The organism is Roseofilum sp. KMC-1, from assembly GCF_057802075.1.
Map to the genome: position 1 here is coordinate 3809819 of NZ_CM173605.1, position 16045 is coordinate 3825863.

16 protein-coding genes and 1 pseudogene are annotated in these 16045 nt (G+C 47.0%); 9 read left to right on the forward strand and 8 right to left on the reverse strand.

Annotated elements, in window-relative coordinates:
* Positions 1–67: 67 nt before the first annotated feature.
* The 4 genes and pseudogenes from AC3FZD_RS17485 (at position 68) to AC3FZD_RS17500 (ending at position 3794) form a co-directional block, all read left to right on the forward strand.
* A complete protein-coding gene (locus AC3FZD_RS17485; RefSeq protein WP_488737254.1) occupies positions 68–880 on the forward strand; it encodes a PD-(D/E)XK nuclease family protein in 813 nt (270 codons plus the stop codon).
* Positions 881–906: 26 nt separating this feature from the next.
* Positions 907–1068, forward strand: a pseudogene (locus AC3FZD_RS17490) (prohibitin family protein); the annotation flags it as partial.
* 18 nt (positions 1069–1086) lie between these two features.
* A complete protein-coding gene (locus tag AC3FZD_RS17495) occupies positions 1087–2064 on the forward strand; it encodes a GAF domain-containing protein (RefSeq protein ID WP_488737255.1) in 978 nt (325 codons plus the stop codon).
* Complete coding sequence (locus tag AC3FZD_RS17500) at positions 2058–3794, forward strand: EAL domain-containing protein (RefSeq protein ID WP_488737256.1); 1737 nt, start codon at positions 2058–2060, stop codon at positions 3792–3794. The genes AC3FZD_RS17495 and AC3FZD_RS17500 overlap by 7 nt, the downstream gene beginning before the upstream one ends.
* 6 nt (positions 3795–3800) lie before the next feature.
* On the opposite strand, the gene AC3FZD_RS17505 is transcribed toward AC3FZD_RS17500, so the two are convergent.
* Positions 3801–4952, reverse strand: coding sequence for a glycosyltransferase (locus tag AC3FZD_RS17505; RefSeq protein WP_488737257.1), 1152 nt, complete (start codon positions 4950–4952; stop codon positions 3801–3803).
* Positions 4953–5083: 131 nt separating this feature from the next.
* On the opposite strand from AC3FZD_RS17505, the gene thrB reads away from it, so the two are divergent.
* The 3 genes from thrB (at position 5084) to AC3FZD_RS17520 (ending at position 8732) form a co-directional block, all read left to right on the forward strand.
* Positions 5084–6001: a homoserine kinase gene (thrB, locus tag AC3FZD_RS17510; protein ID WP_488737258.1), complete on the forward strand. Its 918-nt coding sequence runs from the start codon at positions 5084–5086 to the stop codon at positions 5999–6001.
* Between the two features lie 129 nt (positions 6002–6130).
* Positions 6131–7456 carry an urea ABC transporter substrate-binding protein gene (urtA, locus tag AC3FZD_RS17515; protein ID WP_488737259.1) on the forward strand — a complete coding sequence of 442 codons (1326 nt, stop codon included), beginning with the start codon at positions 6131–6133 and terminating at the stop codon, positions 7454–7456.
* 118 nt (positions 7457–7574) lie between these two features.
* Positions 7575–8732, forward strand: coding sequence for an ABC transporter permease subunit (locus AC3FZD_RS17520; protein WP_488737260.1), 1158 nt, complete (start codon positions 7575–7577; stop codon positions 8730–8732).
* A gap of 66 nt (positions 8733–8798) precedes the next feature.
* Here the strand turns inward: AC3FZD_RS17520 and AC3FZD_RS17525 are convergent, their stop codons facing one another.
* From AC3FZD_RS17525 to AC3FZD_RS17545, 5 genes are all read right to left on the reverse strand, one after another.
* Entirely contained in the window at positions 8799–9620 is an 822-nt protein-coding gene (locus AC3FZD_RS17525; RefSeq protein WP_488737261.1) for a calcium-binding protein, read from the reverse strand.
* Positions 9621–9687: 67 nt separating this feature from the next.
* Positions 9688–10245 (reverse strand): IS630 family transposase, encoded by a 558-nt coding sequence (locus AC3FZD_RS17530; RefSeq protein WP_488737262.1) that lies wholly within the window; start codon positions 10243–10245, stop codon positions 9688–9690.
* Positions 10130–10558, reverse strand: a complete 429-nt coding sequence (locus tag AC3FZD_RS17535) for an IS630 transposase-related protein (protein WP_488737263.1) — start codon at positions 10556–10558, stop codon at positions 10130–10132. The genes AC3FZD_RS17530 and AC3FZD_RS17535 overlap by 116 nt, the downstream gene beginning before the upstream one ends.
* Positions 10559–10765: 207 nt before the next feature.
* A complete protein-coding gene (locus AC3FZD_RS17540; RefSeq protein ID WP_488737264.1) occupies positions 10766–11647 on the reverse strand; it encodes an ABC transporter permease in 882 nt (293 codons plus the stop codon).
* A gap of 3 nt (positions 11648–11650) precedes the next feature.
* Entirely contained in the window at positions 11651–11845 is a 195-nt protein-coding gene (locus AC3FZD_RS17545; protein ID WP_488737265.1) for a heavy-metal-associated domain-containing protein, read from the reverse strand.
* Positions 11846–12046: 201 nt separating this feature from the next.
* On the opposite strand from AC3FZD_RS17545, the gene AC3FZD_RS17550 reads away from it, so the two are divergent.
* The gene (locus tag AC3FZD_RS17550) at positions 12047–13960 is read left to right on the forward strand and encodes a transketolase C-terminal domain-containing protein (RefSeq protein WP_488737266.1); all 1914 of its coding nucleotides are present in this window, start codon (positions 12047–12049) and stop codon (positions 13958–13960) included.
* 111 nt (positions 13961–14071) lie between these two features.
* Here AC3FZD_RS17550 and AC3FZD_RS17555 read toward each other — a convergent pair whose 3' ends face one another.
* Positions 14072–14503 carry a VOC family protein gene (locus AC3FZD_RS17555; protein ID WP_488737267.1) on the reverse strand — a complete coding sequence of 144 codons (432 nt, stop codon included), beginning with the start codon at positions 14501–14503 and terminating at the stop codon, positions 14072–14074.
* 19 nt (positions 14504–14522) lie between these two features.
* Here AC3FZD_RS17555 and AC3FZD_RS17560 point away from each other — a divergent pair, with 19 nt between their 5' ends.
* On the forward strand, positions 14523–15302 hold the full coding sequence (locus AC3FZD_RS17560) for a TIGR00297 family protein (RefSeq protein ID WP_488737268.1): 780 nt from the start codon (positions 14523–14525) through the stop codon (positions 15300–15302).
* 86 nt (positions 15303–15388) lie between these two features.
* Here the strand turns inward: AC3FZD_RS17560 and pirA are convergent, their stop codons facing one another.
* The gene (gene pirA / locus AC3FZD_RS17565; RefSeq protein WP_488737269.1) at positions 15389–15805 is read right to left on the reverse strand and encodes an arginine synthesis PII-interacting regulator PirA; all 417 of its coding nucleotides are present in this window, start codon (positions 15803–15805) and stop codon (positions 15389–15391) included.
* Positions 15806–16045 lie beyond the last annotated feature (240 nt).

Here is a 16045-nt window from a genome sequence, read left to right on the forward strand (position 1 = left end):
GATGGGGGGATGGGGGGATGGGGAGATGGGGGAATGGGGGAGAATGTCAATTAGATGAGGTTATAAAATGGAACAGTTGAACTTGCGTCTGTCTCAGGGACATTTAAATATATTGAGTGCCTGTGGGCGGAAATTTCAGTATATCTTTTTAGAACAAATTCCTTATGTAGTTTCTGTGGAGCAGCAGGAAAAATCGGACTGGGGAAGCCAGTTTCATGTGTTGATGCAACAGCGAGAATTAGGCTTACCCATTGAGGGCATTTTAGAGCGCGATCGCCAGTTTAAAGAGAGTTTAGACAGCTTGATGGCTGCTGCTCCCGCCTTATTTGCTGATGGGGAAGGATTTCGGGAGAGCGAACATCAAAGGACTCTGGAGTTTGAGGGCTATTGGCTGACCGTGATTTATGATTTATTGATTTGCCGATCGCAGGATGCCCAAATTATGGATTGGAAAACCTATGTACAACCCCAAAATAGCGATCGCCTCCAACAAAATTGGCAAACCCGTCTTTATCCCTTTGTCTTAGCCGAAACCAGTGATTATACCCCCGAACAGATATCGATGACTTACTGGTTTGTTAAAGGTAAAAATTCATTAAACAATCAAGCAACCTCCCTAAAATTTAAGTATAATAATCAGCAACATCAACAGACTCAAACGGAGTTAAATCAACTGTTACACCAACTCAGACAAGGATTAAGGGACTATATCCAGGGAGTTGATTTTCCTCAAGTTGCAGTCACATCCGGTGAATGCAACCAATGTCCCTTTGCTCGACGCTGCGATCGCCTTTCTGCCGATCAAGCCTCAGAAGGTACAGTTGATTCTAAATTATGGATTCTACCTTCTCTAGAAAGTATCCCAGAACTCCCCATTTAATCCCCTTACCCATCATGAAATCTCTTAGACTGAAACGAAAAAAACTAACGCCGATTTTGTTGCAAAAACTAGCGATTGAAAAATGGGATGGTCGCTTTCCAACCGTTATGGGGGGCCAAGGTGCGCTACCCTTTATTAATAGGTCGCCGGAAACCTTGTCAACTCCAGCGCCAGCAAAAACGCCTTAACTTTAGGACTGAGGAAAAATGAGCGATCGCCCAAATGATAACTTAACCGCACAACTCCATCGTTTGCATCAAGAGATTCGGGATCTGAAACAGGATCGCCAAGCTTTTGAAGCTCAGAACGAACTGCTCCGCACCTTTACGACTTTAATGCGGACTTCAACCGGTTCATTAATGCTGCGATCGGTATTACAGCAAACCTTGAAAATTGCCATTCAATTTACCCAAGCAGAAGCAGGGAGCTTGTTTTTCTTAGATCAAAAGGGAGCAGTGGTTGCCAGTGTCTTAGCGCGAGGGGCAACCATTCGGGATGAAAAACAAGCGATTATTGGCAAAGTTTTAGATAAAGGATTAGCGGGTTGGGTGAATTATAATCGAACAATTGGCTTAATTAACGATACCAAAACTGACGATCGCTGGTTAACCCTTCCCAATGAACCTTATCTGGTGCGTTCAGCATTAGGTGTGCCTATTTTTCGCGGTCAAACCCTTTTAGGGATTTTAACCTTGATGCATCCTCAACCGGGATATTTTACGGAAGAAGTGGCGAGTTTAATGGAGAAAACAGCCGAACAAATAGGGGTGGTGTTGGATAATGTGCGGCTGTATGTAGAGTATCAAAAAGTTGAACCCCCTCCTCTGCCAGAAATGGCTTCAGAAGAAGCATCGGGCGCAGAAGATTCCTTAACTCAGTTAGGGTTATATATTCTTACGGAGCAGGGAAAATTTTTGTATGCCAATCGTCAGTTAGCCCAGTTATTTGGCTATCGGTTTGGGGAATTGGTGGGTTTAGAGTCGTTTCTAGATTTAGTGGCAGTGGAGGGTAAGCGCTCTGTGTTTTATCAGATTCAAGAGTGTTTTCAGGGCGATCACAAGCGGTTAATCTATCAGGGTAAGGGTAGGTGTAGTGATGGTAAGCTGATAGCAATTGATCTCTATGGAGAGCGAACTAAACTTTATGGCAAATTAGTCATTATTGGTGTGGTACAGCAATGCTAGAGCAGGAGCAAGTGCAAGCGGTTACAGGGATGTTTGCCTTCGATAGTTATAACTGTATTGATATTCAAAAAGCGATTATAGAACCGATCGTCACTGGGCCGGAAACTCCCCTACCGGAGGCGATCTTGCAAATGAGTCAAGCCTATGGAAATACTTGCCCAGTGAGTATGATTTATGACTCCAGCTTGTTAAGTCAGGAACCTGCCAGTTGTGTTCTGGTACTTGAGAATAACCAGCTTGTGGGTATTCTCACGGAGCGAGATCTGGTCAAATTGGCCGTAACGGGCGATCGCATCAATCATCAACGCATTAAGGATGTGATGACTACCCATGTGGTGACGCTCAAAGAGTCAGAATTTACGGATTTATTCGTCGCCTATAGCCTCATGCGTCGCTATCATATCCGCCATTTACCCATTATCAACTCTGATGGATATCCCATCGGGATTATCACCGTTAATAGTCTCCGTCGCGCCCTCAATCTGAGCTATTTTTTACGCTTCCGTAAAATATCGGAAGTCATGAGTTATAACATTATTTTTGCTGCTCCATCAGACTCGATTTTACATCTGGCTTCCTTAATGAATCAGCATCGAATTAGCTGTGTGGTGATTGCCGAAAAAGAAGCCGGAAAACTCATTCCTAAAGGCATCATTACCGAGCGCGATATTGTTCAATTTCAGTCCATTGATTTAGACTTAAATCAACTTCAGGCAGCTCAAGTAATGAGTAGTCCCTTATTTTGCATGTCCCCTGAAGATTCCCTTGCCAAAGCCCATCTAAAAATGCAAGAATTGCGGGTGAGACGATTAGTGATTACAGGGGAAGAGGGAGAATTATTAGGATTAGTCACCCAAAGCAGCTTATCTCAAGTTCTCGATCCGATTGAAATTTACGGGATTTTAGAAATTCTCCACCATCGCGTCAATCAATTAGAACTCGCTCAAACCCAATATTTACAAGATCAACGCCTAGAATTAAGAAAAGCGCTGAAGAATCAAGAATTTTGTCTCTATTATCAGCCCCAAATCAGTTTAAAAACTGGGAAAATTATTGGAGTAGAAGCTTTAATGCGTTGGCAGTCTCCAGAACGAGGGATGATATCTCCGGCTGAGTTTATCCCCTTAGCAGAATCGACAGATTTTATTATTGATTTGGAAGAATGGGCTTTAGAAACGGCTTGCCGCCAAAAAGTTTTATGGCAACAGCAGGGGTTACCCCCTTGGCAAATGTCGGTCAATATTTCGGGTCGTCATTTGACTAAACCTAAGTTTACGGATAAAGTGATTGAAATTTTAGCAGCAACTGGGGTGAAACCCGAAGAGTTGAAGTTGGAGTTAACAGAAAGTTTGCTAGTTAAAAATGTGGAACAAACCCTAGATACCTTTCGCCAACTCCGAGGCATGGGCATTCAAATTGCGATTGATGATTTTGGCACAGGTTATGCTTCTTTGGGCTATCTCCAGAATTTCCCTTTTGATACGCTCAAAATTGACCGGTGTTTTGTGTCTGGCATTGATAGCAATCCGAAGAATGCGACGATTACAATGGCGATTATCCAAATGGCTCACCGATTGAAGTTCGAGGTGATTGCTGAAGGGGTGGAAACGGAAGGGGAGCAGGAGTTTTTGCGCTCCTATGATTGTGATGCAATTCAGGGCTATTTTATGAGTCGTCCTTTACCAGCTTCGGAGTTGCCCGTTTTTTGGCGATCACGTTTTAATTCCTAAAACCATTTAATAGACTCGTCCTTTCCAACCCCCACCCCGTCCTTGCCAATGACGCAAAGCTGAGTCTAGAGTCATGAGCAGATAAAAGGAGGCGATCGCCGGTAGCGCCAAACCGGTTAAGGGAAATTGGTGATAGAGCTTGGCAGTGGGGAAATAGGCGATCGCCATCAAGCCCCAAGTCAAGCCGCCAATCGCTGTTAAAACCGGCACACCAGCCCCCACACCCCATACCCAACCCACCACGGGCAACAGATACACCAGCCCCATCCCCAACAGCGTTCCCAGCAAAAACCAAGGAGAATAATTCAGTTGGGTAAAAGCCGTCCGAGCCACCATATCCCAGATCGGCCTTAAACTAGAATAAGCCCGCAAGCTGTAAGTTGTCTCGCTTAAACCCAACCAGATGCGCCCGGAACCCGTAGACTTAACGGCTTGAGCCAGGGTACAGTCATCAATCAGAGCATCGCGCAAGCTCTGCAAGCCTCCAATCCGGGTTAGAGCTTCAGGAGTAATTAAAATACAACCACCAGCCGCCGCAGCCGTAGATTTACCAGGATTATTCACCCAAGCAAAAGGATAGAGTTTCTGGAAAAAGAACACAAAAGCAGGAATCAGCAGATGTTCCCAAATGCTTTCACAGTGTAATTTAACCATCACTGAGACTAACTCTAGATCCTCCCCTTGGGCTTTGCGAACCAATTGGCTTAAATGCCCTGGAGAATGTTCAATATCGGCATCGGTGAATAGATAATAATCTGGCAGAGAACTTTGAGCTTGATAGGAATTTACCCCCTGTGCCATCGCCCAGAGTTTCCCCGTCCATCCAGAGGGTAAAGGTTGGGCAGAAATCACCGTCACCCCATCAAAGGCTTGAGCTTGGATAGCGGTATCATCGGTGCTGTGGTCATCGATGACCAGAATAGAATAGCACCCAGCATACTCCTGATTAACCAGCGATCGCAAACTTCGGGCGATCGCCTCAGCTTCATTCCGAGCGGGAATAATAATTCCCACCTGGGGATATTCCCCCCCCTGCTGCTCAGGATCGCCCTGAACCGAACCCTCCAACCGTTGATTCGCCCGCCAAAATCCTCCCCAAAAACAGAGTAAAATCACCCAAATTATGGCCGATATACTCAGGCTAATCATTAATATCATGGGATTAAAAATCAAAAACGAAAAACCCTCTTTCTGCCCCATCTCCCCCTCCCTATCCCCCCATTCCCGAATCCTTTGCTTTAATGGAGGATGGACTATCTAATGATCTCAAGAGGAGTAATCATAAAATTATGGTGGAGGCAGTGACCGTAAGAACTCCGGCAACCACAGCCAATTTAGGCCCAGGCTTTGATTGTATGGGGGCAGCGCTAACATTGTATAACGAGTTTCGCTTCTCCCCCCTTCCGGGTCAGGGTTCCCTAGAAATCGATATCCAGGGAATTGATGTCATGCACCTGACAACCGAGGCTGATAACTTGGTCTATCAAGCCTTTAAGCGGTTTTATGACCACTTAGGGAAGAAAACCCCAGGGGTAAAGATTGAGATTGATATGGAAGTCCCTTTAGCGCGGGGATTAGGCAGTTCAGCCACCGCCATTGTCGCCGGATTTGTGGCAGCGAATCATTGGGCAGGCAGTCCCTTAAAGCAAACGGAAGTGATGGAATTGGCGATCGCCCTAGAGGGACACCCCGATAATGTGGTTCCAGCTCTCTTAGGAGGATGTTGTCTAGCCACTACCGGGGAAAGCGGTTGGGTGATCTGCGATATTCCCTGGCATGAGAGTCTTATTCCTGTAGTTGCCATTCCCAATTTTGAGTTATCCACCGCAGACGCACGCAAGATTTTACCCACTGGGTATGATCGCCAAGATGCCATTTTTAATATGAGTCATGTGGGTTTATTGGTGCGGGCCCTAGAAACCGGTAACCCAGAATGGTTAAAACGGGCCCTAGAAGACCGCATTCACCAACCCTATCGTAAAAGTTTAATTCCCGGTTACGATGAGGTTAAGGAAGCGGCCCTAGATGCAGGCGCTCTAGGGTTAGCCATTAGTGGCGCTGGCCCCACCTTAATCGCTTTAGTCCAGGGAGATCGAGCGGCCGATGTGGGGATCGCCATGGTAGAAACCTGGAAAACCCATGGCTTCCATGTGGACACCTTATCCCTGATGCTCGATCGGAAAGGGACAACCCTGGAGTTGGGCTAAAACAGGATTCATAAGAACCAGAAAAGTTTTGTAGTCTAAACCACACAAAAACGATCGAATTCGATTAGAATTAATTCTTTGGCAGATTACTTAACGTTTTCTTAACTCAGGTAAGAGGAGTGTAACCGTATGGCACATCGTATTGGTCGGCGTAAGTTTCTCGTCTACGGTTCTGCGGCCGTAGGTACGAGTTTTTTACTCAAAGCTTGTGGCAGTCCCCCAGAAACAACTGAGGAAACTACAGATGAGGCTTTCCCAGTCGAGGAAAGTAACAGTCCTGCCCCAACTGCGGGGGATACGATTAAAGTCGGTATTTTGCACTCCCTGAGTGGAACCATGGCCATTAGTGAAAAAAGTGTGGTCGAATCCACTCAACTGGCGATCGAGCATATCAATAGCATGGGTGGGGTATTAGGTAAGCAAATCGAGGCAATTGTCGAAGATGGTGCGTCTGACTGGCCCACCTTTGCTGAAAAAGCCCGAAAATTGATCGATCAAGACCAAGTAGTAGCTATTTTTGGCTGTTGGACTTCCGCCAGTCGCAAGGCAGTGTTACCCGTCTTTGAAGAAAAAGACCATATGCTTTGGTATCCTGTGCAGTATGAAGGGCAGGAATGCTCCAAGAATATTTTCTATACCGGTGCTGCGCCGAACCAACAAATTGAACCTTCTGTGGATTGGTTATTAGCAGAAAAAGGGACAGAATTCTTCTTAGTCGGTTCTGACTATGTATTCCCTCGTACCGCTAATACCATCATTAAAGAGCAACTGGCCGCTAAAGGAGGAACCACGGTAGGAGAAGATTATCTACCCTTGGGGAATACGGAAGTGACCCCCATTATTACTAAAATTCGCCAAGCACTCCCGGATGGTGGTGTAATTTACAATACCCTGAATGGGGATAGTAATGTGGCCTTCTTTAAGCAAATGCAAGGGGCTGGACTGACTCCAGATAAGTATCCGGTGATGTCGGTGAGTATTGCAGAAGAGGAAGTTAAGGCGATCGGTGTGGAATATCTCAAGGGGCAATATGCGGCTTGGAATTATTTCATGACCGTAGAAAACCCAGCCAATGAGAAATTTGTGGCTGACTTTAAGGCGAAATATGGAGCCGATCGGGTCACCAATGACCCCATGGAAGCGGCTTATATTGGCGTACATATCTGGAAACAGGCCGTAGAAGTTGCGGGAACGGCGGATGATTTGAATGCAGTTCGTGAAGCTGCCTATGGTCAAACCTTTGATGCTCCAGAAGGGCCAGTAATGATGAATAATAGCCATCATTTATCCAAGTGGGTACGCATCGGAGAAGTGCGCGATGATGGTTTGTTTGAAATTGTTAATGCGACCGATAGTGCGGTTGCTCCCCTTCCTTGGAACCAGTTTGTCGCTGAAACTAAAGGCTTTGCTTGTGACTGGTCAGATAAAGCGAAAGGAGGCAAGTACAAGATTTAGAATTAACAATTAATAATTGTTAGCGGAACAGACAAATCCCGTAGGGTGTGTTAGCGACAGCGTAACGCACCCTATGTTCATTGTTCATTATTAATTATTCATTAGATGGGAGAAAACAGTGCAACTATTACTCGAAGGAATTTTTAACGGGATTAGTATTGGCTCAGTTTTACTCATTGCTGCCCTAGGTCTAGCGATTATTTTCGGCTTAATGGGTGTGATTAATATGGCTCACGGCGAGTTGATGATGCTGGGAGCCTATACCACGTTTGTGGTGCAAAATGGCTTTAAGGCTATGGGCGATCAATTTTTTGAAGTTTATATCTTTTTTGCCTTGCCTGCGGCGTTTGTAGTGGCCGCAGTGATGGGAATTATCTTAGAGCGGGGCGTAATTCGGTTCTTATATGGCCGCCCCCTAGAAACCCTGTTAGCAACCTGGGGCGTGAGCCTAATTTTACAACAGTTTGTCCGCAGTGTGAGTGGGCAAATGGTGGCTGGACTGGGGGTATTTTGTATCTTATTTTTTGGGGGTTGGTGGCTCATCTCTCGTCGTGCCAATTTTGAGCAGATCCGCAAATGGGCGATCGCCATCCTCTTACCCCTATCTGCGGGTATCGCCATTACCACAGGGATAATTCTCGGCAATATCTTCAAGCTCACAGTCACTCAACCCTGGTTTGGAGCGCAAAATGTGGATGTTACTGCCCCCTCTTGGTTACGGGGAGGTATTCCCATTATCAACTTCCAACTCCCCTACGCTCGGCTCTTTATTATGGGCTTGACGGTGATCTGTGTGGTGGGAATTTATGTGTTTTTACAGCGATCGCCCTGGGGCTTACGCATCCGCTCCGTCACTCAAAACCGCACCATGAGTGCCTGCTTAGGCATTCCCACCAACCAAGTAGACGCACTCACCTTTGCCCTGGGTTCGGGGTTAGCGGGAGTTGCCGGATGTGCCATTAGTTTACTCGGTTCTGTGGGGCCGAATACGGGACAAAATTATATTGTCGATGCCTTTATGGTGGTTGTCGTGGGCGGTGTGGGTAAATTAGTCGGTAGTCTAGTCGCTGCCCTGTTTATTGGTACATTAAATTATCTCATCGGTTCGGGCACTCTGGCCTTAGTCGCCACTCCGATTCAACCCATTGCTGATTTCTTTACTTTTTTCGCCACCACGAGCATGGCGAAGGTGATGGTGTTTGCTTTCATTATTGCCTTTTTGCAAATCCGTCCGGCGGGCATTTTCCCGCAAAAAGGGCGCACGGTTGATGCTTGAGGGGATGGGGAGATGGGGGAATGGGGGGAACTCCCTGTTCCCTATTCCCTATCCCCAAACCCCAAACTAGACCAAGGTCAACGAGTTGGTAAAGTCAACGCTGGCGAATGCAGTTGCACCAACTGCAAACTCTTGACCGGAAATACTGCCCCCGACAAACAGACTACTGGTTACCGAAACATTCCCAGTCATATTGACCTGAATATTGGCAGTGCTGAAGGTCAACTGTGCTGGAGCCACACCATTGACTATACCCAAAACAGAGGTTACGCCATTATTGGTGACTTGGATAATGGTGTTGCCATTTTCCACAGTAAGCGTGAGGTTATTGGGGGTAATACCACCGGTTAGACCAATGGTATCGCCGGGACGATAATCTAAAATGATATCTGCTGCGGCGGCTGTTGCTGCTGCGGTGCTGGTGCGGAGGACAAACACATCATTACCTGCACCACCGATAAGAGTATCTGTACCGAAGTCACCGCTAATCACATCATTACCTGCGCCACCATTGATCAAGTCATTACCTTGACCGCCGAAGAGTCGATCGTTATCAGCACCGCCATCGAGGGTGTCATTGTCTTCACCGCCGGTGAGTTGGTCTTCTCCAGCATCTCCATTAACCATATCATTGCCGCGATCGCCATCTCCGCGATCGTTGCCATCGCCGCCGTTCACTTGGTCATCCCCTTGACCGCCATTACAGGTATCGTTGCCTGTGCTGCCATTGACCGTATCATCACCGCGATTACCATTAGTGGTATCATTTCCTGCATCAGCATTGATTTGGTCGTTGCCATCTAAGCCAAAGATGACATTACTAGAGGCTGTACCAGAGAAGATATCATTACCATTAGTGCCTTGAAACGCTCCAGCCACTTCCACCACAATATTGACTGAGGGAGTTGGGGTTGGGGTGGGTGAGGGACTGGATGTATAGCAAAGAAAGGGATAGTTAGGACAGAATCTTAAAAGCTTCTATGATCGCATCATAAAGAGACTCACACTTGTGCTTAAGTTTTCCAACCTCTTTCTTCAAGCGCTCCCAAAAGTGTTCAATTTTATTCAAATCCGGGGAATAAGTGGGTAGAAATATCACCTCACATCTGGCCTGACTCACTAATTCCTTGATTTTTGCTTGAGGATGGAAACTGGCATTATCTATCACTACCATCTGCCCCGGTATTAATTCAGGTACTAAGAACTCTTTTACCCATTTACAGATCACTTGGCTGTTGCAGTAACCCTCGAACATCATTGGGGCGATAATCTCTCCTTGTCTCCACCCACTAACCACACTAATTCTCTTCTGCCGATGTCCTAATTTCTCTGCTACATATCTTTGGGATTTATGAGAGTAACCGTAAGGATAATCTATGGTATCATCTATACCCGCTTCATCCACATATACTAATCTCTCTTGGGCATACCCTTTGAGCTTCTCTATAAACTCTGCTCTGTCTTTTTCCTTCCTCTCTTGGTACAGGTATGTTTTTTTTTCGCGTAAACTCAATTTTCTTAAGTGCTTGTCCTATCAGCACTCTACTTACTCGACTTGACCACTTCTGGGCCATTTCTTGTTGAGTTAGATGTCCATTTTCTTTGGCAAACCCTTCAAACTCTTTCAGGTCATTGATTTTCGGTTTTGGCCCTCTACGGTAGGTCACAGGAGCCACGTTCCCCCTTTCCTCCCGACGTTTAAGCCACAGGTCTAAGGTGTTGCGACTGATGTCAAATGTTTTACACACATCGCTCTTACGCTCTCCTCTATCATAGGCCCCTACGGCTTTATGTCTTAGGTCTATACTATAAGCTGATGGCATCATCTCACGATCGCTAACTTCATCTTTATATTATGTCCTAACTCTCCCTTTCACTGCTATATCAGCTCCAAGGCCCGTATTCGGATTTTTTGACTATAAGCGCTTGCCATCGCGAGTAGACCTTCTCGAAAGTTGTACATTCTCTATTCTAACTTGTAACTAGACGAGGGCGAAGCGCTATAATTGTTAATTGTTCATTGTTCATTGATCTCACGTCTGACGGCGTAACTTCGGGTTCACCCACTCATTCAACCCTTCACCGAGCAAAGATAACCCCACCACCATCAACGTCATCGCCATACCAGGAAAAAACGCAGTCCACCAAATCCCTGTAGGCAGAACTTCTAGCGCTAATCTCAGATCATGTCCCCATTCCGGGACTTCTTCCGGTAACCCCAAACCGAGAAAACCTAACCCCCCTAGAGTCATGATCGCATCAGCTCCATTGAGAGTAAATAGGACGGGCACACTTTGAATCACATTCAGAAATAAATAGCGGGTGAGAATACGCCAAGTTGAAGCTCCCATGGCTTGTGCCGCTTCGACATATAGTTCCGTCTTAACACTGATAGTGTGGTTACGAACGACACGATAATATTGGGGCACATAGGCAATACTCAGGGCGATCGCCGCATTGAAAATTCCTCTACCCACCACAAACGCTAACGTAATCGACAATAATAGGCCCGGTAGAGTATAAAGAGTATCCATAGCGAATAAGACCAGGCGATCGAACTTCCCCCCCTTATAGCCACTCACCAACCCTAAGGGAACCCCCACCAGCATACTCAAGAGCGTAGCTAAAATCACCACCTTCCAAGCTGCCTGCGCTCCAAACAGAGTCCGAGAAAACACATCATAGCCCAACCGGGTTGTACCAAACCAATATTGGGCAGATGGGGGCGCTTGAGGGGGGTTCATCAGCGCTTCTGTGGGGTCTTGCAACCATCCCCAAGCCTGGAAAACCGGTGTAAATAAGGCAACAATCAGGAAAAATAGGGTAATGACAATGCCGATCGCCATTAACCGCATCGACAAATTCGGCGATCGCCCCATCACCCTAGACAACCATCCCGACTTAAGAGAAGTCATAACTTAAGCTACCGTATGACCCACACCGGCGATCGCCTGCTGGATCTCCTCCATAGACGAGCTAGTGTCCACCATCACTGCCTTAGTTTCCAGGACAACCTCAACTTGGGCAGCGCTATCAGTTTTGGCGATCGCCTTCTTCACCGTATCCACACAACCCTCACACACCATCGACGGCACTTTAAACTCCAACTTCATAACTCAACCCTAACAACATCGCTAAACATTATTCCCCTATTCTGTCACCCCCCGCGCCCCTAAGCAATCTCCCCATCCCCCCATCCCCCCATCCCCCCATCTCCCCATCTCCCCATCCCCCTATCCCCCTATCCCCCTATCCCGTTTCCTGGTACTCTAGTGGCCGACTGGCCTTTAATCAATCCAACTAAACAAAACCTTATGACCATTATTGCCGATAACTTCGCTATTGATATCAATAGCTACAAACCCCTCACCCTCGACCCCAGCCAACCCACCCTCACTGACGAACAACGGGAAGCGCTCAAATACAACATCCAACTCTGTCGGGACACCCTCATCTTCTTCACCGCCACTGGTGCAGCTAGAGGTGTCGGTGGACACACTGGCGGCCCCTACGACACCGTACCCGAAGTCATGATCCTTGATGCCTTCTTTCGAGGAGCGCCCGATAAATTTGTCCCCATCTTCTTCGATGAAGCCGGACACCGCGTCGGCACTCAGTACCTCATGTCCGTCCTTAACGGCGACATGCCAGCCGAAAAACTCCTCCACTATCGCGAAGCCCATCATCATCTCCCCGGACACCCCGAACTCGGTCTCACCCCTGGTGTAAAATTTAGTTCCGGGCGCTTAGGTCATATGTGGCCCTACGTTAACGGAGTCGCCCTCGCCAACCCTGGCAAAACCGTCTTCTGTCTCGGCTCCGATGGTTCCCAACAAGAAGGAAACGACGCAGAAGCCGCCCGGTTAGCCGTCGCCCAATACATCAATGTCAAACTGATCATTGATGATAACGATGTCACCATTGCGGGTAATCCTTCCAAGTATTTACCCGGATTTAGCGTTGCCCAAACCCTCGCCGGCCATGGCGTAAAAATTCTCGAAGGCAACGGAGAAGACATTGATGACCTCTATAGTCGTCTCTGCGAAGCCATCAACACCCCCGGCCCCGTAGCCGTCATCAACAAGCGCCCCATGTGTCCCGGTATTGAAGGACTCGAAGGCTCAAATCATGGTCATGATGTCATTTCCTTAAAACTGGCTCTCCAATACCTAGAACAACGGGGTCATACCGCCGCCGTTGAATACCTCAAGGCGATTGAACAACCCAAACAAACCTACACTTTCCTCGGTTCTAGCGACAAACTTGGCTCAAACCGCAACGTCTTCGGTGACGCGGTTGTTTCCATCCTCGGACGCATGAGCGAAGACGAGCGCAAACAAAATGTCCTCTGTGTCGATAGTGACCTAGAAGGCTCCTGTGGCTTAAACAAAATCCATGAAGCTCACCCCGAAATCTTTGTCAGTGGCGGCATCATGGAGCGGGGGAACCTCTCTGCGGCGGCTGGCTTTGGCATGGAGAAAGGCAAGCAAGGCATTTTTGCTACCTTTAGCGCCTTCCTGGAGATGTGCATCTCCGAAATCACCATGGCTCGCCTCAACTATTCCAACCTCCTCTGTCATTTCTCCCATGCGGGAATTGATGATATGGCAGATAATACTTGTCACTTCGGCATCAATAATCTATTTGCTGATAATGGGTTAGATGATGGCTATGAAACCAGGGTTTATTTCCCCGCCGATGCTGGACAAATGAAGGCTTGTGTGGAAGCGGTTTTCCATCAACCCGGACTGCGGTTTATTTTCTCGACTCGCTCCAAAGTTCCCTTCTTACTGGATAGCGAAGGTAAAGAACTCTATAGCAATGGCTATACCTTTACCCCTGGTAAAGATGAAGTCATTCGTGAAGGAACTGCCGGTTATATTGTCAGTTTTGGCGATGGTCTCTATCGCGCTCTGGATGCGGTTGAGCGGTTGAAGCAAGAAGGAATTGATGTCGGTTTAATTAATAAATCGACGCTCAATGTGATTGATGAAGAGATGATGACTAAGGTCGGTAATTCTCCCTTTGTCTTGGTGGTTGAATCCTTTAACCGCAAAACCGGTTTAGGTAGCCGGTTTGGTTCCTGGTTATTGGAGCGGGGATTAACGCCTAAGTTTGCTTACTTGGGTGTGCATAAGGAAGGATGTGGCGGACTGTGGGAACAGTTTCCCTATCAAGGTATTGACCCCGTTGGCATTATGGATAAGGTGAAGGCGTTAGTGGGTTAATTGTTGCCTTCTTAAACCCTTGTAGGGGCGAAGGGCCCTTCGCCCCTACAAAATTTGTATGATTTTCCTAAGATTGAAGTTTTGAGAACAGCAGATGGTCAGTGAAGATCATTAAGTGCGATCGCCCACAGCAGTCATTTCCCGCGCTCCAAAAATGGCTTCTGGGTGGCAGTAATGCTTGAATTCTAGATAATTCTCAAAGGGATCGGCTAAGAAAAAGGTAAAATGCTCCGTTAATTGCCCTGGAAACCGTTGTTTAGGTGGTTGAAAGAAGCGTAAATTCCGATCCTGCGATCGCTGCAACAGCTCATCCCAATCCGGCTTTTGGGGAAACACTAAGCCAAAATGACGGGGATAAATACCCGTTTGTGGGGCTAAGGGTTCATCCGTGACATGGGCCACCAACTGATGGCCATACAAGCTTAAAATAAGAGCATGGCGCGATTCTCGACCCATTCGGCAGCCCAAACCCTCCACATAAAAGGCTTTGGTCTCTTCCAGATTTTGCACGGGAAACGCCAGATGAAATAACACGCTGTCCATACTCTAAGCCTTATCCTCAATGACTGATTTAACCATCTTCTCCAATCCCTGGATGATTGCCGTAATTCTAAATACGGTCTTATTAACCATTGTGGCATTAGCACCGAAAAAATTGTTAACCCTGGCAGGAGTGATTCATGCTTGGATTTTGGGGGTACTCGTCTGGGGAACCCTGGGATGGCCCGGTTATGCGGTGGTCGGGTTTTATTTCCTCGTCGGTTCGGGAGTCACTCGCATCGGTTTAGCCCAAAAAGAAGCTGAAGGAATTGCCGAAAAACGCTCTGGTGCGAGGGGGCCGGAAAATGTTTGGGGGTCTGCTTTGGTGGGTGCAGTCTGTGCTGTGGGAGTATTGTTGATTCAGGTTCAAGGGGGGCCAGAGGAACTCATTCCCTGGTTAGGTTTAGCCTATGTGGCCAGTTTTAGCACCAAACTCTCCGATACTTGCGCTTCTGAGGTGGGTAAAGCTTATGGAAAACGCACCTTTTTGATTACTACCTTGCAACCGGTCGCGCGGGGAACCGAGGGTGCAGTTAGCCTAGAGGGAACCCTAGCCGGAATAGTGGGGGCGATCGCCCTTGCCTTAGTGGGTTGGTTAGTGGGTCTGATTAGCCTCCTGGGTGTCCTCTATTGCCTAGTGGCAGCATTTTTAGCCACAAACATCGAAAGTTTGATCGGAGCCACTTTACAGAGCGAAATCAGTTGGCTAACCAATGAGCGGGTAAACATCATCAATACGGCATTGGGGGCGATATTTACCCTTTTATTGGCCTACAGTTTGTCAGGATGGGGACTAGGCTAATCTCATCATTGTGAATTAATACTCTAAAACCGAAAATCCCCTGGTTGCTTTACCAAGGGATTGTAGGGGATTAAAATGGGGGCAAGTTATTGAAAGCTCAATGTGCAAAACTCGCCATTGTAGAGTTCATTGCGTTCCCGTTCCAATTGGGAAACTAGGGTGCGATCGCCTTTTTCTTTAGCCACTTGCAGACGGTGTTCCAAACTTTTGAGGATATTCTGACAATGGGTCGCGGCCAGTTCAACCGGCAATTCTGCTCTTTCTGACCGGACTTGACGGGACTGACGCTGTAAACTCGGATAGGTCGGCTCTTCACATTGATGAGTTTTATACTCAAGTCCGCGATATTTCAGATCCATGGGGGCTTGAGGCACAGGAAGGTGTCTGGGATAGCGATTGACCCGATAAGTACGACCCCGGTATTTGGCAATGATATCTTCTTCTTGTCCTTCGATTGGGAGATTTTTATGGTCGTATTCTATACCACGATAAGAGAGTTTCATCGTTTTTTCCTTTTCTGAGTTTTAAATGAATGAAGCAGTTTTGAAATCGTTTTTTTATTTCTGTATCCATCATGACATTTCCGGGTGAAGTTTGGGTGTGATTTAAATTAACATTAAGTTAAGAAATATAAAGTTAATCTAAAGTCCTTGGGGATCAGTGATCATCGGGACAAAAACAGGGCAAAACAGGGAATTTTGGAAGTTATCCCTGCTTGCTGTTGTTCATTGGCCACCCTAATT